16 protein-coding genes are annotated in these 24,510 nt (G+C 30.7%); 4 read left to right on the top strand and 12 right to left on the bottom strand.

The annotated features are described in order from the left end of the window. Positions 1-54 precede the first annotated feature (54 nt). Entirely contained in the window at positions 55-753 is a 699-nt protein-coding gene (locus ABNT65_RS14340) for a response regulator transcription factor (RefSeq protein WP_348703231.1), read from the bottom strand. 204 nt (positions 754-957) lie between these two features. On the opposite strand from ABNT65_RS14340, the gene ABNT65_RS14345 reads away from it, so the two are divergent. The 3 genes from ABNT65_RS14345 (at position 958) to ABNT65_RS14355 (ending at position 5,589) form a co-directional block, all read left to right on the top strand. Then, entirely contained in the window at positions 958-3,045 is a 2,088-nt protein-coding gene (locus ABNT65_RS14345) for a T9SS type A sorting domain-containing protein (protein WP_348746140.1), read from the top strand. 86 nt (positions 3,046-3,131) lie between these two features. Then, the gene (locus ABNT65_RS14350; protein WP_348746141.1) at positions 3,132-4,883 is read left to right on the top strand and encodes a DUF4153 domain-containing protein; all 1,752 of its coding nucleotides are present in this window, start codon (positions 3,132-3,134) and stop codon (positions 4,881-4,883) included. Beyond that, positions 4,873-5,589, top strand: a complete 717-nt coding sequence (locus ABNT65_RS14355) for a 3'-5' exonuclease (RefSeq protein ID WP_348746142.1) — start codon at positions 4,873-4,875, stop codon at positions 5,587-5,589. Before ABNT65_RS14350 ends, ABNT65_RS14355 begins: the two co-directional genes overlap by 11 nt. 42 nt (positions 5,590-5,631) lie before the next feature. Here ABNT65_RS14355 and ABNT65_RS14360 read toward each other — a convergent pair whose 3' ends face one another. From ABNT65_RS14360 to ABNT65_RS14395, 8 genes are all read right to left on the bottom strand, one after another. After that, positions 5,632-6,036 (bottom strand): hypothetical protein, encoded by a 405-nt coding sequence (locus ABNT65_RS14360; protein ID WP_348739401.1) that lies wholly within the window; start codon positions 6,034-6,036, stop codon positions 5,632-5,634. An 11-nt stretch (positions 6,037-6,047) separates the two neighbouring features. Beyond that, positions 6,048-7,403: an outer membrane beta-barrel protein gene (locus ABNT65_RS14365; RefSeq protein WP_348746143.1), complete on the bottom strand. Its 1,356-nt coding sequence runs from the start codon at positions 7,401-7,403 to the stop codon at positions 6,048-6,050. After that, positions 7,404-7,946, bottom strand: a complete 543-nt coding sequence (locus ABNT65_RS14370; protein WP_348739574.1) for an RNA polymerase sigma factor — start codon at positions 7,944-7,946, stop codon at positions 7,404-7,406. 24 nt (positions 7,947-7,970) lie between these two features. After that, positions 7,971-8,675: a hypothetical protein gene (locus ABNT65_RS14375; RefSeq protein WP_348746144.1), complete on the bottom strand. Its 705-nt coding sequence runs from the start codon at positions 8,673-8,675 to the stop codon at positions 7,971-7,973. Next, positions 8,663-9,019 carry a DUF6970 domain-containing protein gene (locus ABNT65_RS14380; protein WP_348739403.1) on the bottom strand — a complete coding sequence of 119 codons (357 nt, stop codon included), beginning with the start codon at positions 9,017-9,019 and terminating at the stop codon, positions 8,663-8,665. Before ABNT65_RS14380 ends, ABNT65_RS14375 begins: the two co-directional genes overlap by 13 nt. Before the next feature lie 252 nt (positions 9,020-9,271). Further along, complete coding sequence (locus ABNT65_RS14385; protein ID WP_348703223.1) at positions 9,272-10,024, bottom strand: metallophosphoesterase; 753 nt, start codon at positions 10,022-10,024, stop codon at positions 9,272-9,274. A 601-nt stretch (positions 10,025-10,625) separates the two neighbouring features. Next, complete coding sequence (locus ABNT65_RS14390; protein WP_348739405.1) at positions 10,626-12,833, bottom strand: TonB-dependent receptor; 2,208 nt, start codon at positions 12,831-12,833, stop codon at positions 10,626-10,628. A gap of 372 nt (positions 12,834-13,205) precedes the next feature. Further along, on the bottom strand, positions 13,206-13,448 hold the full coding sequence (locus ABNT65_RS14395; protein WP_348703221.1) for a hypothetical protein: 243 nt from the start codon (positions 13,446-13,448) through the stop codon (positions 13,206-13,208). Between the two features lie 474 nt (positions 13,449-13,922). On the opposite strand from ABNT65_RS14395, the gene ABNT65_RS14400 reads away from it, so the two are divergent. Further along, entirely contained in the window at positions 13,923-15,212 is a 1,290-nt protein-coding gene (locus tag ABNT65_RS14400) for a hypothetical protein (protein ID WP_348746145.1), read from the top strand. Between the two features lie 355 nt (positions 15,213-15,567). Here the strand turns inward: ABNT65_RS14400 and ABNT65_RS14405 are convergent, their stop codons facing one another. From ABNT65_RS14405 to ABNT65_RS14415, 3 genes are read right to left on the bottom strand one after another with little or no spacing between them, the layout of a single operon-like run. Next, positions 15,568-16,059 carry a hypothetical protein gene (locus tag ABNT65_RS14405; protein WP_348746146.1) on the bottom strand — a complete coding sequence of 164 codons (492 nt, stop codon included), beginning with the start codon at positions 16,057-16,059 and terminating at the stop codon, positions 15,568-15,570. Positions 16,060-16,069: 10 nt separating this feature from the next. After that, positions 16,070-20,695, bottom strand: coding sequence for a DUF6443 domain-containing protein (locus ABNT65_RS14410; protein ID WP_348746147.1), 4,626 nt, complete (start codon positions 20,693-20,695; stop codon positions 16,070-16,072). A 5-nt stretch (positions 20,696-20,700) separates the two neighbouring features. Further along, a complete protein-coding gene (locus ABNT65_RS14415) occupies positions 20,701-24,015 on the bottom strand; it encodes a hypothetical protein (RefSeq protein ID WP_348746148.1) in 3,315 nt (1,104 codons plus the stop codon). Positions 24,016-24,510: the final 495 nt, after the last annotated feature.

The raw sequence follows: 24,510 nt of genomic DNA on the forward strand, positions 1-24,510 counted from the left end.
TTGCTTGTTATAATTTAACAAGCAATCTACTAGAATATTTTTAAAGGTTTTTAATTATTTATCAAACCCTTCTAATACAAATTTATATCCTACTCCTTTTACAGTTTTAAAGTAATGATCTCCAATCTTTTCACGTAATTTACGTATGTGAACATCAATTGTTCTTCCTCCTACCACTACTTCATTACCCCAAACGCTATCTAAAATTACCTCTCTTTTAAAAACTTTTCCTGGTTTAGAAGTTAATAAAGAAAATAATTCAAATTCTTTTCTTGGTAATGAAATTTTGTCTTCTCCTTTAAAAACAACATACTCATCTCTATTGATAATAATGTCACCAATTTTGGTAGTGGTATCTGTTTTTTCATCTGTTTTTAAACGTCGAAGTAATGACTTTACTTTGCTAACCAGTACTTTTGGTTTTACTGGTTTAGTAATATAATCATCTGCACCAGCATCAAAACCTGCTACCTGAGAATAATCTTCCCCTCTTGCTGTTAAGAAAGAAATAATTACATCTTCTAAAGACTTAATACTTCTAATTTTTTCACAAGCTTCAATACCATCCATTTCTGGCATCATAATGTCTAATAAAATTAGATGTGGACTTACTTTTTTAGCTGTTTTTACGGCTTCTGCTCCATTGTTAGCTGTAAAAACTTGATATCCTTCAGATTTTAAATTATAACCAACTATTTCTAAAATATCTGGTTCATCATCCACCAATAAAATCTTAATATCACTAGTATTCATACATTAATTATTTAAGTAATCACTCCAAAAGTAACGATAAAATAACAAATTAGATGTGCTGCCCTTGAACTTAACGTTCATTTAATGTTTTATAAACCTAAAGCATTACCTAAGGTTAAAATTCAACTACTTAACTTTAAATTAATGTTTTAAAATTAACATTTTTTGTAGTTTTGTTGGAAGGAATTAAAACTTACAAACAAAATGAAAAAAAATTACTTATTATCTTTAATGTTGGTCTTTCTTGGCCACTTTGCTTTTGGGCAAGAACTTTTAACTAATGGAGATTTAGAGTTGTGGGACGATGACACAACCCCAAATGGGTGGAATAAAGCTGAAAGTCTAGTTAAGACTAATACCGAAAAACATGGGGGTACCTATTCTGCTTTTAGAAACGGAGGTAGTGGTACTAAAGATTTAACACAAAATATTAGTGGTATAATATCTGGTTCTAGCTATAAAATATCTTTTTGGTATAAAGCAAGTGGAGATGGTGAAGATGTACGTATATGGTCTGTATGGAAAAGCGGTTCCACAACAGTATATCACACTGGTACAAGTAGTGATGCTTCAACTGACCCGTTAAGAGGTCCAAATAATGGTTATTTAGATAACAATGGTGGGGTTTGGACAAAGTTTGAAACTACTGTAGTAGCACCTGATGGCGTAGATACTCTTATTTTTGAAGTTCGTTCGTATTCTGGCTCTATGGTATATTGGGATGATCTGTCCGTAACTTGTACTACTTGTAATTCAAGTGAACCTTCTTTAACAATAACATCTCCTTCTGAAGGAGCTGAATTAGATCATACAACCACAGCTACAGTTAAATTATCAGTAGCTAACTTTAATGTTGCTAGCGGAGGAACTGGTGACGGTTATATCAAATGGAAGTTGAACGATGTTGCACAAGCTGATAAATTTGACACTAATGACATTACTTTTCCAGTAACTGGTGGTACATCTTATAAAGTATATATTGAATTAGTTGATAATAGTGGTAACCCTTTAGCTACTGCTGTTAATAAAACAGTAAACTTTTCTGTTAAACATCCATGTGATTTAACCTTAGGATCAATCGCTACCAATTGTGATGCTGTTACTAGTGGTACTGATACATTTAATGGTTCTATTGCTTTTACAGGAGGAAACACAGGAGTTACTTATACAATTACTGCATCTGAAGGTACTATTGGAGGAGACAATCCTAACTCTATAGCTGAAGGAACAATTACAGTTACAGGTATAACAGAAGGTTCAGATGTTACAGTAACTATTAAAGGAGGTGCTAACAGTAGTTGTGATTATACAAGAACTTTATACAGTCCAACATGTATTCCTTTTCCAATTGTTGAGACATTTGATTACGCTGCAGATTCTAATTTAACTGATGCTGCTTGGTGGCAAACAACCTCATCTTCATCTGATAAAGTTAAGGTAACAACCGCTACTCTTGCTAATCCATTTCAAGCGTCAGAATTTCCAAATCCTACTGGAAATATGGTTAGTTTTGACGGAACAGGTGCTGACCCTTACTTAGAGTATAATCAACAAAATTCTGGAACTATTTATGCTTCTTTTTTATTTACAGCTTCAGATATTAGTGGTTTAACAAATGCCAATGGTGGTTATTTTGTTGTATTAACTGAAGCTGGTGGTTCATACAAAAGTAGAATATGGTTAAAGCAAGATGATACAGATAATACAAAATATAGGATTGGTGTTAGTACAGGAAGTAGTAATACTTCTTACACTACAACTATGCACACACCAGGTGAAGAGGTTTTTGTAGTTGTTGCTTATGACTTTGCAAGTAATGAATTAAAATTATGGGAAAACCCGGCTCCAAACACTTTCGCTACTAACTCTGCTCCAAGCGCAAGCTTAACACTTACTGCGTCTGGAAATGATATTCCTGGAAATTTAGGAAGATTTTTATTAAGGCAAGATTCTGGTACAGAAACACCTAATATCAATTTTGATGAATTAAGGATTGCTACTTCGTGGAAAGAGGTTACTCCTACTGGAGCAACAGCTTCTATACAAGAAAATACTATTGAAGGTTTTAGCATTTTCCCTAACCCAATAAGTGGAGATACTTTTACTTTAACTACTGCTTCTACTGCTAAAAAAGAAGTAACTATTTACACTATTTTAGGTAGAGAAATTCAAAAAGAAACTTTTACAGGTAGCAATAAAGCAATTAATATTGCAAATTTAAAAACAGGTGTTTACCTTTTAAAAGTGAATGAAAATGCTAATTCTGCTACTAAGAAATTAGTGATTAAATAAGGATTAAGTATTTACAATACATAAAAAGAGGGTTTTAGGTTTCTAAAACCCTCTTTTTTTATATCTTTATAACAAAAATTGAGTATATGAAGTTTATTCCTTCTTTTGGAGAGTTTGCTTTAAAGTGTAAAGAAGCTTTTAAACGTTTTCCTATTGTTATCATCTGGGCAATTATTGGTACGTTTTTTACCTTAACTGTCATTGAAAATAAAAATTTTGACACGCCGTTTTGGGGCAAAATTATTTTAACCTTCATTTTGGGTATTAGTTGGTTAATTACAACACGTTTTATAACTGAACAACTCCCTAAAAAGTTTCAATGGTTATTTCTACTCACATTTTCCTTTTTAGGAATCTTTTACACTAGTATTGTTACCACTGAACGCAACATCACTGAAGAAAGTGGAATTAGATTTGCACTCTACTTTATTGCTGGGCATTTACTATTACTTATTGCTCCTTTTATTACTCAATGGAATAACACAAACTATTTCAGATATATAAAAAGTGTGTTTATAGCTATTGTTAGAAGTTTATTTTTCTCTTTGGTACTTTATTTAGGGATTACGTTGGCGTTGTTAGCTATTAAACATTTGTTTGTCTTTGATTTTAACGACAAACGATTTTTTCAAATGTTTGTGGTTTGCATAGGTATTGTCAATACTTGGATTTACTTGGCAGATTTCCCTAAAAACATTCATCAAAAAAACACTGTTCAATATACCAAGGCTCTTGAAATATTTGTGAAGTATATCCTTATTCCTTTGGTTATTATTTACTTGATTATTTTATATGCGTATAGTTTTAAAATACTTATTAATTGGAATTTACCTAAAGGATGGGTTTCTTATTTGGTTATTGCTTTGTCTTTTCTTGGGTTTCTTATTCAAGTACTGATTAACCCTGTACAAACAACTATAGATTCTAAAATTATAAAAAAGTTTACCCCTAAATTCTATTACGCTTTAGTACCCTTACTTATTTTATTATTTATAGCCATTTTTAGAAGAATTAGTGAGTATGGTTTTACTGAGAATAGGTATTTTGTATTAGTATTGGCCTTTTGGATTTTAGGAATTACGCTGTACATGTTATTTAGTAAGTCAAAAAAAATACGTGTGTTTTTTTCTTCTTTAGCCATACTTTGTGTATTCGCTTCTTTTGGTTTTTGGGGCGCTTTTTCTATTGCTACTAAAAGTCAAATACATCAATTTAAAAAGGTTTATAATAGTCTTCTTACTTCAGATTTTGTAACTACTACTAAAACTAAAAAGCAACTGAGTTCTATACTTTATTATTTGAACGATAAAAAACAATTAACAAAGCTTACACCAATTTTAAACTACAACCCTACAACAACGTTTAGTACACTAAAATCTTGGGAATTGCCTAATAGAATTCTTGACAGTCTTCAAATAAAAACCACAGATACGCCATTAGCAAATAGTAAGTACCGTCATTTAAATATTAATGAATCTGATTTATTAATACCTATTAAAAATTATGATTTTTTTAAAATCATGTATTTTAATAATTATGAGAAAGATCAAAACCGTATTCATGGGTACTTTTTCAAAATCATAAACGATAAAAATTTGGTTGAAATCTCTAATAAAAAACAACGCTATACTATTGTTTTAAGTACTAAAATAAATAGTTTATCACTATTAACTCAAGATTATAATATTGACCCAGCTATGATGACTATTGAAAAAGAATGGGAAGATATTGCGGTAAAAATACTGTTTCAAAACATCAACTTAACGAAAAAGAATACTAACTATACTATAAACAACGCACAAGCGTATGTGTTTATCAAAGAAAAAAATGCTAAATAATTTAAACTTAGAAAATGTATTGTTTTTAGATATTGAAACAGTACCTCAACATGAAACTTGGCATAAAGTTTCTGAAACCGAAAAAGAATTATATACTTTAAAAACACAGTATCAACGAAAAGAAGAACATGCGGTGGAAGAATTTTATGAGCGTGCAGGTATTTGGGCTGAGTTTGGTAAAATTATCTGTATTTCGGTAGGTTATTTTGTAACAACAAACAAGAAAAAACAATTTAGAATTACTTCTTTTTATGATAATCAAGAAGTTGATATTCTATTACGTTTCAAACATCTTTTAGACAATCATTTTAATTTACACAGGCATCTTTTGTGTGCGCATAACGGAAAAGAATTTGACTTTCCATATATTGCTAGACGTATGATTGTTCACCAAATTCCATTACCAGAAAAATTGAATTTATTTGGTAAAAAACCATGGGATGTTAAGCATTTAGATACGCTGGAATTATGGAAATTTGGTGATTACAAACATTATACCTCATTAAAATTACTGACTCATATTTTAGGGATTCCTTCTCCAAAACAAGATATTGAAGGGAGTGAGGTTTGTAAAGTATATTATCAAGAAAAGAATTTACAACGCATTGTAACATATTGTGAAAAAGATACTATTGCTATTGCACAACTACTTCTTAAATTTTGTAACAAACCGTTATTAACCTCAGAAAATATAATCCGTGTTTAATTATGAGACTATACTAAAAGTTTAATACCTGTATAAGGCTGCTTAATTAATAACTGGTACTACTTTTTCTTCAAAAGTATCTTTACCATCAGCATCTTTGCCTTTCCAAAATTTAAAGACATAATCTTGTTTTTGGGTTACTTGAATAGGAATTTCTAATTCTTTCTCTATTAAAGCGTCTGAACAAGTAAGGCTTAAATCTTGAAGTGATCGAATGGCTACTATTCTCGTAGTATCTTTATACTGGTAATATAAATTGTAAAACATATGACAACCACTAGGCAACGAGTATTTTACCTTAATAGTGTCAGTAGTTCTATAGGTAAAATTTGAAGGCGTAACGGATTCATCTATTGGTAATAAGGTGATTACTTGTCCTCCTGAATCTCCATCCATAGAACAAGCAGATAAAACTAAAATTGTGATTAATGCTATTATTTTTTTCATGATGTTTGTTTTTAAAATTGATAACTAATTCCTGAGTAAACTCCTATTGTATAAGGCCTAAACCCATTATCATTTTTTGAAAATGTATTCAAAGGCATTTTAAACATTGGATTAACAGTAAACTTTAATTTTGGATTTATAGAATACTCAATATCTATTCCTATGTTTCCGCTAAAGTTTATAGCGTTCAAATTATTGGCTTTTCCTAAATTCTCTGTAAGTATAGAAGAGGAAAGCATTATGTTGTTTTTACTTAAAAATAAAGAACTAAAACCTGTTACTATTTTAGAATTAAATCGGTTAGTTTCTAAAAAAGTGTATTTTACTTCTATTGGAACCTCTATATAATTATAATTTTGAGTTAAGGTAGCTTCTTGGGTTTCAACATTTGCTGCACTTAAGCTAGCAACATCAGAGGTTCCATTTCTAGTTTCTACTAACATAAAAGAAGGTTCTTGCTCATAATCTACCCCTTGCAAACTACTTCCTTTTACATTAGATAAAATGGATAAATTATCATTAGTATATCCCATTTTTTGAACTAAAACTCCCGATTGAATTGTCCATTTATCTGCTAATTGATACGCTACTTTTACTCCATAAGAAAAATTATTATTTCCAGTAGTTTCAGTAGTAGCTAAACTTTGATCTAAAGAAGACGTATTGGTAAAGGAGTTTGATTTTATAATGGCAAAAACCGGTGACAATGCCCATTTATCTTTTTCTTTTTTAGCAATTGTTGTACTATCTTTTTCACTCATCTCAGCAATAAAATCTTTCTTTACCTCCATTTTTTTTAGTATCGAATCTTTTACAATTAATGTACTGTCTTTTTTATTGATATTTGGTAAAATCTTTTTCATAGCCGTTTTTTTACCTGATAAAACCCCTTCCCTTGTTTTATCAGGTATTATTCTCTTACTAGCAATCAATTCATTGGTGGTGTTTATTTCATCATACAATGAATTTTTCTTCCTCTTTTCATCTATTGATTTTGTAGTATCAATAGCATTCTTTTTAGGCTCTTTTTTTATTGCTATAACTTCTACTGGTACTTCTTCAATATTCGTTTGCTCTAATTTATTTTCTTCGTTATTTTTTGTTGGTACTTCTTTATCAGATTGCTCTACTACAACTTCCTTTTCATTTACTGGTAAAGTTGTTGTTTTTGTTACTGAAGGATATATTAAAAAACCAATAATCAATACTGCCGCCGCACCTCCATACAACCACCACATAGGTAAAACTCTACGTTTTTTCTTTTTAAGTTTTGCCTCAATAGCATTCCAAACTTCTGGATTTGGAGAAGCTTCAAACCCTTTAAGTTTTTCTTCAAATAATCTATCTATGTCTTTTCTATCGTTCATTTAGGCTTCCTTTTGCATTTGTTGATGTACTTCAATTTTTTGTTTTAACAACATTCTAGCTCTTGATAAGTTAGATTTTGAAGTTCCTTCCGAGACTGCTAACATTTCGGCTATTTCTTTATGTGAAAATTTATCTAAAACATATAAGTTAAAAACCAATCGATATCTGTCTGGTAGTTCTTGAATACATTGTAATAAAAAATCTACACTTACAGAAGCATCGTCATATTCTACTTCCTCAAAATCTTCTTCAAGGGCTTCCTCTTTTACTAATTGTAAAGGTGATTTTTGACGGTATTTTTGTAAAGCTGTATTGATAGTAATCCGCTTCATCCATCCTTCAAAAGATCCTTGATGATTGTATTGCTTTATCTTTTTAAAAATAGTGATAAAACTATCTTGCAAAGTATCTTGTGCATCTTCATAATTTCTAGAATACTTTAAGCATAGTGCAAAAAGCTTATCAGCATATAACTGATAAACTTTTGCCTGTGCCTTGATATTCTGACGGCAACACTCTACTATGATTTCTTTTAAATTAATGTGCTAAAAGTTTATTTAAAAATACTAATATTTTAACACGGCCTTTCCGTTTTCACAAGTAACTCCCGTAGGTTGCGCTATAATATCACAAGTAGATACTACGCCCCATTTTTTATTGAAGGCTGCTTCTGCTTGTGTATACACTGTTACTTTTTGTAAAAATTCCGGTACGTTTATCTTTTTAGAATATGCTATATACCCCTGAGGACCACCACATGCCTTACTTCCATAAGCTGTAAATGTCCAATCGTTATCATCTTCACATGTTTTACTAGTTGCTAATGCTTTAATTTCATCAAATAATTGTAGTAAAGCTTGGTGTTCTTTTTCTCTATCTGATAATTCTACTTTCACTTTTAATTTCTCTTTGGTCAATTCTAATATTTTCCAATTATAATTCAGCGGAAAAACGGATAAAGTTATTTTTATCTGATCTTCATTTTTTTCATAAGTTCCATTATCATCATAAAATGATAATGGAGGCGTACCACACCAACCTGAAGTACGTTGTATAAAAACATTATTTTCTTTAAAAGCTATTCCATAATTATTCGTAGGTAATTCTCCTACTCTTTCAAAAGTTATGCTATCATCGGTATGTACAGCATTGGCCCAATAGCCTACTAATAAGTTATTAGTGTTTACTGGTATTTCTTCGTTTTTCTGACAAGCGGTTGCCATTAAAATGACCGCTAATACTATTCCTTTTACTATTTTTAATTTCCCCATAATACTATTTTATTGGTTTTAGTTTTATCAAAATCAGGGCAAGTGTTTCGGCCATCAATACCACCAAATTCACAAATTTTTTCACCAGCGCAGTTAAATAGATACTGTAAACCATCGGCACAATCTACACAAGCATCTATCAAAAAAACTGGCTGGTTTTTATAGGTATATTGAATGATATGTTTTTTTCCTGGAGAAGCCATTTTTTCTAGGTCTTCTTTTTTCTTTTTTAACCAAGCTAGTTGTTCTATTGGATTCTCTACACCGCAAACTTCATTTTTAACATCGTTATCAGCGCAAGAAAAAAAGAACACTAAAGTTAGTAGTAGTACAGTTGTTTTCATATTTCTTCTTAATTGAGTTATTTACTCTATAGATGCAAAGAAGACTTAAGGGTTGCGTAGTTTTTTTTATTTTTTTGAAAACAACTATATAATCACCTTATTTAAAGATATTTAAAGCTTCCTAACGAAGTTGAGATGGTTTCGGTAAGTATTAAAAGCTTCCCAACGAGATTGAGACGGTTTCGGTAAGTATTAAAAGCTTCTCAACGAGGTTGAGACGGTTTTGAATCATTATTACAAGTATATGAGGAGTTATATTTCAATTATTCTTTCATAATCAAACGTTTCATGTTCTTTCCAATTCACATAACCAAATTGGTTTGAAATCATTTGCGTATTACCAATTTTAAGATCTCCTAAATTTCTATGGCTATGCCCATAAATCCAAAAATCGATGTTACTATCTTTAATAAATTCTTTTTTCTCAACACAAAAAGCCGTTTTAAACATACTTTTCTTAAATGCTTCATTCATGCAGTCATAACTTGGTAAGTGGTGTGTTACCACTACTTTTTTTCCTTCTGATTGTACAGCCTTTTTTATAAAGTTAAAAGATGCTTCGTGAATTTTATTAAAATGAATGGCATTGAATTGTTCATTCTTGAATTTTATTTTTCTAAAGTCGGTTACAGCTTGTGTAATTTCATAAATATTCTTCTCTATTTTAGACCACATGGTAGAGAAAATAAATTTAGTTCCTTTTATTTCAGTTTGGTAATTATTGACTATAAACACATTATTCTTAACTTTTTTACACGTTGAACCAAGTGCTGTAGAAATATCATAACCTCCATAGTATTCGTGGTTTCCTGGCACTATGTATATAGCTTCAAACTCTTCTGATACTTTGTTTATAAAATCTAATGCTGCAAAGTTTTTATCTAAATGGTAAAAGTCTCCAGCAATGATTAAAATTTCTCCTTTAGGTATTATTGGATTTTTTTGCAACCATTCTCGGTTTTCTTTAAACTCAAGGTGTAAATCAGAGCAAACTTGAACTTTCATGTATTTATACGTATTTTTTAAAAAACAAGTATACTATTATTATAAGTGTTTTTAAAAGATTATTCTGGTACATTTTTATAAAACAATCGTTTTTATGCTTTCATTAGAATTGGAATTCTAAACACATTTGTTTTATACAATAACTAACACTACGTATACTATTGCAAATCAACACAATAATTAGTATCTTAGGGCAAGAGTAAAACATTTATATGTACACATTTAGCGTTTAACTCTTCTAATAAACCAAACTTAAGACTGTCTGGATGCTAAAAAACCTTCAGACAGTCTTTTTTTGCTTTTTATTTTTGAAACTAATAATGTTCTTCAATAAGAAGAGACACTATCCCCCCGGAAGTGTCTCTAAAAACTAACTAACCAAACTCATGGCTAAAATACATTACAAACAACGATTAAAGCATTAATCATAGATATAACAACAATAAGTGTCGATAACTTGTAGTAAAACATAGTTTAGTAAACTACCTCGGGGCAAGCCCACGAGGCATTTAATAAGACAATAAGTTTAATTTCGAGGCAAGCTTCGGGGTATTATACCCTTTGGCGGTGCCAATAAAATAAATGAGTTAGGTCTATATCTTTAAAAATTCACTGTAATTGTTCCTTTTAAGAAAAATGGTGTTCCTGGTGTGAAATGAATTTCTTCTGTAGGAGTTACTTCATTTTGCAAACGAGACTCTGTTGCAAACTGAGTTTCGTTCCAATCAACATCAAAAAGATTTTGAACTTGTACACCCAACGTAACATTTTTAAGCTCATATCCTAAATTAAGATCTGTTATGGTATAACCTTCTGCAACAATTGAATTGTCTTCATTTGCAGGCCTATCATTTATATGTTTTAACTGTATTCCTCCAAAAAAACCTGAATCACTTTTATAATTTATACCACTTGCTAGTGTAAAATCAGGAGCTAAAGGAATAAAGTCTTGCCCTTCTGCTTCTTCAATAGTTCTGGCATGTGTATAATTAGCATCTAAGTTAAAATATAAGTGGCTTATAGGTTCATATCGTAAACTAAAATCAATTCCTTGACGATTTGTTTTTCCACTTGGTTCTACTATTCCAGCATCTCCCACATATACAAATTCTTGTTCTAAAAATAAGTACCAATACCCAGTGTTTATAAGTAATTTAGGAATAGGTTTCCATATAAAACCTGTATCAAATCCGTAAGAAGCAGGTAAAATATTATTTCCTTTTTGAGCAACTACTACGCGAGTATCATTAGAGTGAAAACCTTTTCCTGCTTTTGCATACAACTGTAAATTGTCATTATAATTATAAAAAACATTTAATTTAGGACTTACAATGCTTTCTGTTTCTGATTGTGTTGTATAGTTGGTTTGTAAAGCATCATTGTATTTAAATTTAAAATAATCAATACGTACTGCTGGGTTTATGGTAAATTTACCAAGGTTAAAATTAGCACTTGCATAAGCACCTAAGTTGGTTTCGTTAACATCTCCCAACTGAATTTGGTTTAATGTTTGTTTTCGGTTTGCTGTATGGGATAATTCATTATTAAAACTTTGATCGTTTCGTAAACTAATTCCAGCAGAGAAACTTCCATCTAATTCCGTAAATTCTTGATGATAATCACTGTTAAAACCAAAAATATTACGTGTTTCTTTTTGTTTAATTTGATCTCCATTTACAGGATCGTCTAAGAAAAATGTAAAGTTTGAAAACAACTCAAAATTGTATTTACTGTAATATATTTTATTTTTTATAGATGCGTTTTCTGAAATTATTTTATCATAATTTACAAGTGCATTTGTACGGCTAGTCCTACCACCTTCGGTATCATCAATAGCTCCAAAACGTGTAATCAAACCGCTATTTACGGCTCTTTGTGGAATTTGCCCTGATGCATCCCAATCACTTGTAAAATGAGATAGTGTTACGCCTATTTTATCTGTATCCGTTACATTGGCAGTATATTTTCCAAAAATATTTAACCTATTAAAGTTTTGTGAACTATTAAAGTAACCATCTGTAAGTGTATATTCTGAAGCAATGTAAGCACTTTCTTTATTGTTATTTAATACATTAAACATCCCTAATAAACGTTGTGTATTATATTGCCCAACTTCTAATTTTAAAAGGTTAGCTTTTAACCTGTTTTTTGTTTTAAAATTAACATATCCAGCCGTATTAAAGTTTCCTTTATCTGCATAATAAGCGCCTTTTCCAAAATCTATTTTATTTACTGTTTCTGGAATCACAAAATGTAAATCGGCATACCCTTGTCCGTGCGCATGTGACACCATATTAACAGGTAATCCATCTGCAGTAATGGTAATATCTGTTCCGTGATCTATATCAAAACCACGAAGAAAAATTTGTTCAGCTTTTCCACCTCCTGCATGTTGCCCAATAAATAATCCTGGTACTTTTTGTAAAATTTCTTGTGAAGAATTTACAGGATTTGTTTGAATATCTACTGCTGTAATTACATTTAGTGCATTTATTTTTTTTCCTATGGTTATTTCTTCAAGAGAAATCAGTTTTTCTTCTATAGTAATAGCAATAGGTTCAAAATTCTTTACTACTATTTTTTTCTTTTCGTAATTAATATGACTAATTACAAGTGTATCTCCTAAGGTTACATGATGAAGTATAAAGTCTCCTCTTCCATTAGTATGTGTATGGTGTTTCTCGCTTATATTTAAAATATGAACTTCTGCAACAGGAATATTGTTTTGAGAAGTTACTTTTCCTTTTATGGTTTGTGAATAAAATTGTTGTACAAATAAAATACTACAAATTAAAATTAGGTGTTTCATCCTATATTATTGATAGTTAGTTAATTTAAAAATGGTTTTTCTAACCTGCAAAGAAACTAAAAATCAATTACCATATGCTCCTATAATTAATTGACTGTATGTTAAATTTAACTTAAAATATACTCTGTTTTTACTAAGCTTTCTATTTCATATATTTTTAGATATAAAGTAAAGCTTTTCATGCTACAGTTTCTGTTTTTAAGCGAATAAATATCTGGCTTTTATAATTTTATCGTAAATTAAATATGTGTAATAGTTATGAATTTAACTAATTTAAAAGGCTATATTTTGTACCTCTCTAACAGAGAGGTTTTTTATTAGTAGTTTTAATTTTTACATTGATAACTAAACTACTTAACTAGTATTCAGTTATTAAATTAATTCCGTTCTTATTTTTAGACGACTTTCAAGACCAATATAATCTGAATGACTTGTTGTTAAACAATAAATTTTACATGCTGGTTTTCCTATTTTAATAGATTCTGGTATTATATTATTTGGTAATTTATCTACTAAGTCTAATACGCCATCCAATCCGTAATATTCACTATCTTTTAATAAAATAATTCTAAAGTAAAATTCGTCTTGTTTTAAAAATTTGATTTGGGTAGTCACTTTTGATGTTTTTAGTTCGTTTTTTAATAAAAATATTGATTTTTTAACCCGTTATCAATAAAAAAAGTCTTTATTTATTTTACTTTAATAAGGGTTTGTTGTTAATAACTTTACTTTTTAATTTTTTTGCTATGTATTCCTTCCCATTATACTCGCCTTTTATTTACCATTATAACAATATAAAATACTTTTTCTTATCATTTTTGTGTATAACTGTACAAGAAAAAATTTCTCAGAAAAAAGTTTGTACACTCTTGTACAAGAAATAAAATGCAAAAAAAATATTTGTACAAGATAGGTTTGTACAACACTGTACAAGAAAATTTCTCAGAAAAAAAAGTTTGTACAACGCTGTACAAGAAAAAAATTGTAAAAAAAAAGTTTGTACAGTTGTGTACAATCAAAAAACAAAAACGAAAATTCATTGTACAAAAAATAACTAGCTTTGTACTGTTTTTTAAAAAGCTATGAAAAATGTATAAACGATGTTATCATCCGTTGCTTATTGTTTTGTATACTAGCGATATGTTAAGTGACCAACAAATTGCTCAAATACCCAAAACTACCAGACATAACTGGAAAAAATTTACACACCAAGAGTATTATGGGTATCAATGGGCTACTGATTATATTGAGCAATTTGATGCTATAAAGGAGGTATATGCTTCTAAGTTTTTATTTACATCACTACGGTTTTTAATTGCAACTAGAAAAGGGTATTTACATATGTTAGGAGAATTAGCTCATAACAAAAACCTTTTACAATTGCATGCTTCTAAAATAGTCAGTTCTATAAATCATCTTGCTTCCTTATCTAAAGTATCGGTGGTTACTGCTTGTAAATATTATGGGGTTTCTAAAGATTGGTATTACATACAGAAAAGGAAATTGATTTGTAATTTAAGTCCTTTTCAAAAATGCTATAAACAACACCCGAATCAGCTAACAGTTAAAGAAGTTATAGCTATTGAATATTTGGTAACAGATGCTAATCATTTTGGGAAAACGAAAACCACTTTGTATTATCATGCACTTGTTAATAATATAGTTACCTGTGGTAAGTCTACTTTTTTTAAATATGCTAATGTTTTGGGGTATCAAAAACCAAAACGTTTTAAAAATAAATCTAAAAAAGGATTTAGAGCTTCTCGTATTTTTGAATGGTTGCATGTAGATATTACCAATATTCACACCACAGAAAACGGAATACAAAAAGTTGCTTTTGTAAAAGATAATTTTTCGAAAGCAATTTTACATTACAGTTCTACTAATGGAAAAGCTGGTAGCGAATTTATTAAAAACCTTTTTCAAGAAACTTTTGAGAAGTATCAGTTATTGAATATAGTGAGTCCGATTAACATTTTGTCTGATGGCGGAAGTGAGAATAAAGGAGCATTACTTACATGGGTTCAAAATATACAAGCGCCGCCTATAGTTACCAAAATTACGGCGCAAACTAAAGAGTTTCCTTTTTCTAATTCCATGTCTGAAAGTACGCATAGTATTTACAAAACGGAGTTTAAGAACGGAAAACTGTCTTTAAATACACAAATGCATTTACAAGATTTAGAGCGGTTTGTTCAATATTATAACTATGAAAGATATCCTACTGAGCTTTATGGATATACTCCTATGGAAATTATACTAGGTAAAATTCCTGATAAAAATAGGTTTAAACAACAAATACTATTGGCTAGAAAGAATAGACTTAGCAGCAATCAACTGTTTAATGATTGTACAAAAATCATGGCTTGTAATGTTTAAAAGTATTAAAAAACAGTGTTTTTAATCTTTCTTTACTAATTAGTACTTTTTTTAAAATGTAAAAACCACGCTATATAGGTATAACGTGGTTTTATTTTTATTTTTTTACTTATTAATACTGGGTACAGATTACAAATCTGCACTAGCATTTATACTTTATAACTGGGCTCTACAAATATCTTCTTAACCCTTAGTATTACTATGAAATTCCAATATTGGAACCTTTTTGTCGTGATTTTAAGTAGAGAGTGCCGAGTAGTGAAATAAATCTTTAACTACTTATTCTTAATTATTTACAGTTATGAATTTGTCTATAACCTATTTTACTACACTACCACTTTGCGGAGCAAAGAAATTATTTATCAATCGCTCTAAATATAGGTTTCAAATTTCCATTCTCCTTCAATGCTATAATACATTTTGAACTTATTTTGTGTTTTTTAGCAAAAATGCTAATCTCTATATCATAATAATGGGCTACATTACTTTTAAAACATTTTGTGCTATCTAAAATAAAACTTTTACTTTTTGAACTCTTAAGAACTTTTAAAATATTTTTTTTATTATCATCAGATAACTTTATTTTTTTACATCTAATATCTTTAGAAAATTTCTTATTAGTTAAATAAATCGCTTCGATGTCGTTATTTTTCAGTTGAAAAAAGTATGATTCATTTTTAACGAAATTATAAAATGTTAAATAAGAAAAAGTATTCGCTTCAGATTTGTCAATAAGTTTTATTAATTCATTTTTATGATAAATTGAATCCAATTTATATAAATCCTTATTCTGAGAAATTGAATAGGAACTACAAAATATCATAACAAAAATATAATAATTTTTCATGAGTTTTAATTTAAAAATGAGTTGGTATGCCAGAATATATGTTTGAAGGTAAAGTTTTTCCGTGACCTGTTCCATTCCATTGAAATTGCCCCTTTCCTATAACCCTATAATATAAATTAGTTGTTTGAACAGCGTCTATATGATTATAACTTGAACTATTGTTCATTTTACCTAGCATATGCCCGAGTAATTCATGAGCTAAAGTATCTCCTGGGTCATTAGTTATTGGAGTTTGCATACCAAAAATATTACCAAAAGGAACTTGTTGCTTAGAGTCTAATAAAACGCCAGACCAAGTATCTATCCCTTTCCTTCCTACTTTAAAACTTAAACCTCCTCCAAAATTATTTAGCACACTACCTTTCTTGTCATTTGCTAATGCTAGTACTCCATATTTTTGAGTAAAACTACTCATTTTTTCTTTACTTTTTCTAATTTCAACTAAATTTACGTTATTGGAATTAATTGAATTTCTATAAGCAGAAGCTAATGCTTTTTCATCTTTTGTAGCTCCTCTAGTTGCTCTAGCAAACTTCTTATCACTAATTTTTTTAAACCCTTTCCCTTTAGTCTTAAATAAACGAGCAATTTTACGGTTTTTTCTAAACGTTCTTCTTATCAATCTTCTTGCTCTTCGTGTACTTTTTCTATCAACTCCCGCTATACTATCACCTTTTATATCTCTGTATTTAATTGGGTTATTTGCAGCATATATATAAGGGGAAAGATTTTGATATTTTTCAGCAAACCTATCAATCTTATTAAATCTTCCTATTACAGGGTCATAATCTCTCCATTGATAAGCTATTGTGTTTTTTCCGAGTTCCTCTTCTAACTCTTTATTAGCAAAACCTTTCTTCTGTGCGGTGCTATTTCCAAGGGATGAGACGTTGTTATTATACCCTTTGTGTTTAAGTCCAAAAGGATAATAATTTGACTCCTCTACGATTTCAGAAGAAGTCTGTATTACGCCGTCTCCATTGTTATCGGTATAGGATAGTCGAACGTTCCCTAAATGGTCTTTGTATTGATATACATAATTAAACTTCCCTGTGTTATCTTTAGTTACATAACCCTCTGGATGATTAAAAAATTGTAGTTTATTATTTTCATAGATGTAGTTACCAGCATAATCCGTAGTTATCTGAATATCATCTCCTTCGTCGGTTACATCCTTTCTTAATTTGGTGCCATCTGCTGCATAAACATATTCAATCACACTTCCACCTTCATCATAAATATCTATTTCTCTTGGTAAGTTTAAATGATTATATCTAATAGCTCCTATTTTCTTATTTAAATCACTAATCATATTACCATTCACATCATAGGTATAGTCATTTCCTGAGTTAGTACCATCTTTAAAACCATTGGCTTTATGAGAACTATGTGCATTGTCTGTTACTTTTTGTAGTTTGTTTCCATTATCATAGCTATAACTGAGGTTGTCCATTAACTGGCTGCTTCCACTACCGTCCCTGTAGTTTCTTTGTAATGTTAAAATATTTCCATTCTTATCATAAGTTACTCCTGACAGGTTGTACCTTCCGTTTTCTCCAGTAGCTACGTAGGTTCCTGAGGTGATTCGATTCAAAGCATCGTAACCATATTGATAACTTCTTAACTTGTTATCATTAGCTGTTAGCCAATTGGTTTGAGCTATGTTTCCATTGTATAAACGTTTGCTTTGGTCGGTCACATCATTGTATTGAAGGCTAAAGTTAAATAAATCATTATCATCTACCGCATCTTCGTTGATCTTTTTTAACCAACCACGTACATTATACGTATAATCTACTTTTTGTAATCCTTTACTATTGTCTACAATTTTAAAATCTTTGATTTTCCCACCTGTATGATACATAGAAATATCTCCTAACAAACTTCCTGTTGATGGCGTTTGTGAAATATAAAATGTCTCGCCATTCTTTTTGTAATGTATCTCACTTCCTATACGTTCTACTCTAAATACATCGCCTACTTTATAGGTTGTTTTTTGTCCTTTTGGTTTTCCTTTTTCATAAATATGAACAGTATTTGAATTTCTAATATAAATTGCGTACTTAATTGTATTATAGTGTGCATTGGTGTTTGCATTAGATAATCCAACCATATAATATTTATTAACTTGAGTAGCTGAAAACTCTACATAACCATCTTGATTAAAACTTCCTAGGGTAGCTAAACCAACTGCCCAACCTAAACCTCCTATTTTACTTATTACACCTTTATTAATACTAATACCACTAGTTACATCTTTATAACCTGCTCTTGTTCCGTTGCCAGTTAGCTTACTTTCTAGTTGACCTAACTCATCATAATTGTTTTTAACGATACGCTCAGAAATTTGCTCATTGATTTGTTGGGTTTGACTTACCAACCTATCCATATGATCGTATTCAAAACGATCTACCGTAACAATAGCGTCCTTGCCTGTTTTTGTGTGCGTGGTTTTGGTTTCTAAAACCTTGCCTGTAAAAGCATCTAGTTTGCTTTCTGTTATGTCAGTGGTTTGTAAATATGGATTCTTAGAATAATTTGCTATAATTCTACCTTTAGTATCATAATAAGAAACTGTAGTAACCATTGTACAACAACTACCTAAAACCTTTGTCTTTGTAACTGTTGGTAATCCTTTAACAGGACGTACTGAAGTTACCTCATAAGCTTCCATAGTCAATCCTCCTCCATCTCTATTTACCAAATAATCATCATAATATTGAACTGTTAAAACTTCATCTATGGTATTAGGAAAATCATTATTTGAGTAATAAATAAAAGTACCTGCTAAACTATAACCTGGAGATACTTTCCCCTCATAATTATCTTCTTTGTTTTTGGCATTGAAAGTAGCTTGAAGAGATGTTCTTAGGTTACTTGACTTATAAACCCCTGTATAGGCAACCCTTCCTAAAATATCGTATTTCGTAAATAACCACTTCCCTTGACTTTTTAAGTTTGCATCCTGCGTTAAAACCGGTCTATCTAATTTATCATATACAATATACTCCCATCCTTTGCCCGGTATTTTCTTTTCTACCAATCGGTTTCTGTGGTCGTATTTGTATTGGTAGCATAGCTCAGATAGTTCACTTGTTGAAACCCCATCATTGGTGGTTACTTTTGGAGGCAGTACATAGGTTAAATTCCCAAAATCATCATATACATAATAGGTGTCGTGCGCTTGGTTGGCGTTATATGTACGTTTTAAAACTACTTGTCCTTGTTTGTTTTTAAACTCTTGTGTGGTATGATTGTTACCATCTGTAGCTTCCCAGTTTTCATCTTTGGTTACTGTTTTACTCAATTCACCTGCTTTGTAATACCCATTATTGGTTGTTCTAGTTCTTAAAGTTGGCGTATAAGTATTGTTAGCAAAACTAGTAGTTACATAATAACTACGTACTTCTGAAGTACTATTAGTTGCATATTCAAATTTAATACTATGGCTATTGTTAGTATACCCTTTTGCTGAATAAGTACTTCCTTTTTTCCAATCTTTCCCCGGAGCTGCTTGTTCAAAGACTCTATTTAATGGAGAATCTTCCAATACTTTTTCTGAATAGGCATTGACCTCTGGTAAAGAAACGCCTGCAAAATCAGTAGTATGCTTAGTTTGGTAATAGGCATTCGTAGCTGTGGCTATATCTCCTGTTCGTATGTCTGCACTAGTAGCAGAAGCATAGGGTAGGTATTCTTTGGTTTGACGTCCAAACTCATCATACTCAAAATGTGTAACAATATCTTTTGGTGCTGCTAAAGAACTGATAGCACTCTTTGAGTTTACAATTTCTTCTACTGTTAAATCACCGCCATCTACTTGTTGAAATAATGGACTCCAAAAATATTGACGTACGCTGGTATCTGTAGAATAATATAAGTAGTTTCTTAAACGAGTACTCGTTATATTTGAACGCCAAGTAAATTCAATCCCATCTAAAACCTTATTCCCTTCTTTATCATACACTCCACTTACTCCTGTATCTCCTCCTGTATAATCATGCGGATGTACTATTCCTACTAATAAATACCATGTATCTGCATTTGGTAAATGTCCATACCAAAAATAAGGATTGGTATTGGCTGTACCATTCAAATTGTTTACATTTTGAGTTCCATGCCAAGTAAGCCCTTGGGACTCATCTCCAATTTTATTCTTTTTTACCCATACTGTATAACGGTAAGTTTTGGTATTGTCAATAGTAAAATAATCAGTATTCCAGCCTCCGTCTGCGTTTCTAGTTACATCAGGTATACATTCCCATAATAAATCCGTAGCGCCAAATGGCGTTGTTCCATTTATAATTTTGTTTTCTACACTCCCGCCATTACGGTTGTAAAAATCAGTTGCTGTACTATTAACCGTCCAATCAATAGGCATTTCATTGGCATTGGTTAAAAACCCTCCAGCTTGTATAGCAATGCTTTGTTTTGGACGTCCTAAACCGTCAAAATATTGAATGGTGGTACTTACCTCGTCTTTGTTATCTCCTGTAACTTTTGTGGTACGTGCTTTTTTATACGTTTTACTTACCACATAGTTTTCTGTTTGTGTTTGGGCTTGTAGTCCAATAGCTAGTAGCGTGCATCCGACAACTAAACTTGCTTTGACTTTGTTAATAAATCTCCTTTTCATGACGCTTAGTTTTTATAGTGATACTCATTTTCTTTGACAATATGTCCTTCTGAATTTTTAACCAAGTGTAAGCGGTTAAAAGCATCGTACTCATAATACATGGTAATTCCTCTTGGGTCGGTAACACTGGTAACACCTACTAATGGATTGTAGGTAAAAGTAGTTACCTGCGTAGCTTCATTGGCAAAGCTGTTTCGTAAGGTTTCTAAACGTGTTCTTAATGTATTTTCAGTTGCTTCTGAAACATCATTATTCGAGGCTGTAATGGCATTGTTTATCGCGGTTTGTTGTGCGCTAGTAATGCTACCATAGCCTTCTATTTTTGCAATGGGCTGGGTTTGCTGATAGCCCCAAACGTAATAGATTTTTGTCCCGTCTTTTTTACTTACTTCTACTGGATTTCCTTTATTGTCATAATAATGATAAACTACACGGTCTTCTAATGCTGATGTTCCTTTTGCCGTTTGTACAAACTCTGGTAAATACAAACCGCCGAAGTTTTTGTAATTGGTACGTTGGGTAGATTGTAATACATTGTTTTTATAACTCTCTACCTGTATAGGCTCTGCAATACGGTTTTGGGTTTTTAACTGATCTATAGCAGCTTTTTCTGTGGTGGTTAAATTGTCATGCCCTAATGAAGAAGTACTTGTCACATCATCAGGATAATAGGTTTTGGTTTTTAACACCAAACCATTACTATCTGTAGTTTCAGTTCTAGTTAATTGTAAATGTGTATCGTTATCATAAAAATAGTTGGTGCTGCTTGTTATGGGGTTTTCTCCATTGTCATCGTATAGCTTTTGTTCACTTCTATCCATATAGAACCAGTTAGTTCTATACCTTGTTTCCATAACATCTAAATTAGATAGGTTACGTAAATCTGGTCTTGTAAATACGGTTCCTAATTCGTAAACCCTTTTAATTGTATAACCATAAACAACATCATTAAACCTATTATCTCTTTTATATTGGTTGGTAACTTCTTGTACTTTAATAAAAGTATCTTCTTTCTTTTTTAATAGGGTTTTCCTTTTTAATAAACCATTATCCCATCCAAAATTATCAAAAGGACTATTTTCTATTATTGAGCCATAAACTATAGCTGGAGGAGTATCTGGTTTAACAAAATATTCATACTGTTCACCTCCTTTTTCAAAATTATCTCCGCCATAGCTTACTGTTACATATTTATAATTGGTATTAAAGGCTGAGGATGACTCGTATAAATTCCGTAAGCTAGAAGAAGTTAGTGATTTGTGAGTGTAATAATTATAAAATCCTGAGATAGGAATCCCTTCTTGACATGGTGTGGTACTTACAAGATTAGAAACATACCAAGGCGAACGATAATTAAAACCTGATGATTTGTTTAAGTTATTCAAATCACCATAGTAATATCTTATAGTTTCTGTTTTTCCTACATTTGGTATATTCTCTTTCTTTTTTATTCGTAATCCACCAATAAGATCTGTTTTTTCAATAGTTTCAGGTATTGGCTTTTCTTTATGAAATAAAAAACTAGCACCAGCAATTACACAATCTCCTCCATTGAGTGAGAACCTGTAGGTAGTATTTGCATCTAGCTTGATATAAAATGTTTTGTGGAATCTATTTGGAGCAATTGTAGCACCTGTACCTATTGATGTTAAGCCCGCAACACTCTTAACATACAATTGTTCTAATTGTGATTTATTAACATTATAAACACTAAAATTGGCACTTACTCTATGGGGAGGAATGTTTTTATTTCTACAACTCTCTGAAAAATCATCTAAACTTACGTAAGCGTTAATAACAATGTCTTGCTCATAATTAGGTGTGGTTATTTCTCCTGATTCATCAATTTGTATACCGCCTAAAGTAGTACCTCCAGGAGGCGGAGGACCAGGAAAATCGCCTGAGCTTATTGATACTAGTGTTTTATCAGGGTACACATCTTTTACTACAGTTCTTGAATGGTTTTCATAAGTAAATTTACTAATTCCTTTTGTGGGGTATTCTATTTCTTCTAATATACCATATTGACACACTATAGGGTCAATTTCTTTATCTGCTCCTATATTTTGAACACTTAAAGCGGTAGAAAATGTTTCTGTTTTTGATGGGTTTGGAAAAAAATACAAATTGTTTTTACCATTGTAAAACCCCCAATGATCTTGGCTAAACGACATGCGTTCAGGTAATAATTCAGGTTTTTTGTATTGGAATACATATTTTTTAGAAGGATCTTTATAAATTACTTCTTCTAAAAAAACTCTATTTTTATTCGTTATTAAATGTTTTAATGTAAAAGCTTCTATTTCTGATTCTTTACTTAATGTAATTTCATCTACTAGATTAGTTATACCAACATCTGGGTTGTTTTTGTACTTTATAACTAAAGTAGTATTGTCATTATTATTAGTAATACGTTTTAGTTTTTTTCCTCCAATAACTCGTATCATAGTGGTAGATACTCTACTTATTTCTGCATTAGAGCCTAAAATACTACCTTTGCAATCTACTTGATAAAATGGTTCTAAAACAGTTAAAGATTGTGCTTTGTTAGAGTCATAAGTATAGGCATCTGATTCATAAGCCAAATAAATTTCATCTCCTTTTGGGTGAATAATTTTAGTTAGATACCAAGCTGTTTTTGCTGGCAAACTTTCTACATTATGCCCTTGTCCGTAGGTTCTATTTGCTGTTTTTTCAAAAACAGTAAAATAATATAGTACTCCTAATGTATCTGTAATTGTAAATCCATCATTAGTCATTGCTATTTGTAACCCCTTAGGTATTAGGGGTACAATGTTTTTATCATTATCAAGTATAAATTGCCCCGAATGTCCTAAGAAGTTGTAATTAAAAACATCAATTGAAGTATCTTTTAGATTTTCTCTATTATTAGTAATAGCAAAAGATTCAAAATAACGGATAGTTTCTCTATCTGCATAGTTTCCAATTACACTTTCGGGTATTTTTGACGTTCTATTTTCATCTGGCTTTCCTCTTACCGTTCTTGAAATAACCCCGCCAATATTTAAACTCCAACCTAAACCAACATTACTTGTTAATTGGTCTACCTTAATACCACTTGCGTTATAACTTAAGTTAATAGGTACTTGTAAATTATTGGTTTTATAAACGGTTAAAGGAACGCTGGGTTGGACGGTTCCTGTAAAATGACCTACTTGTACTTCTCCGTACTTTCCTAGCTCATAAGCCGTGGGTGAAGGAGGTATTAAATTAGGGAGTTGTGGAATATCTCCTTGTTTTTGTGCATAGCCTACTACGCCTAATAGCATTGCGTAAATGCATAACAATGTTTTTTTCATAAAAAAATGTGATTAAATTAGCAATCGTTTATTTTAAATTCTTTTCTAATATTTTTAGGCAAATTTAGTTTCTTTTTTTATTTCAACAACTTTTTCAGCCTCTTTTTTAATCATTTACCTTAATTCTGTACGTAATTCCTAGGTTTTTACTTTTAAAACACCATACTGTACAAGAAAAAAAATTCAGAAAAAAAATTTGTACAGCTGCTGTGTACAATCAAAAAATAAAAACGAAAATTTATTGTACAAAAACTTATATGTTACCTAAATGGTAACATGAAAGAATGTTAAATTGAAAACATATTTTTTAATATAGATTTAAGCTTTTAATTTTTGAGGCAAAAAGCTAAACATATAATTTTGTTAGCATTATTTTTAATTAATTGTTAAAGGTAGCTTATTAGCTCTTCATGAATTAATCCAATTTCTATAAAATATAATTAGCAAAGTATTAAATAAAATAACATACACACTATCAAACTTAAAAGCGTGGTT

The organism is Tenacibaculum sp. 190524A02b (genome assembly GCF_964036645.1).
GTDB lineage: Bacteria > Bacteroidota > Bacteroidia > Flavobacteriales > Flavobacteriaceae > Polaribacter > Polaribacter vairaonense.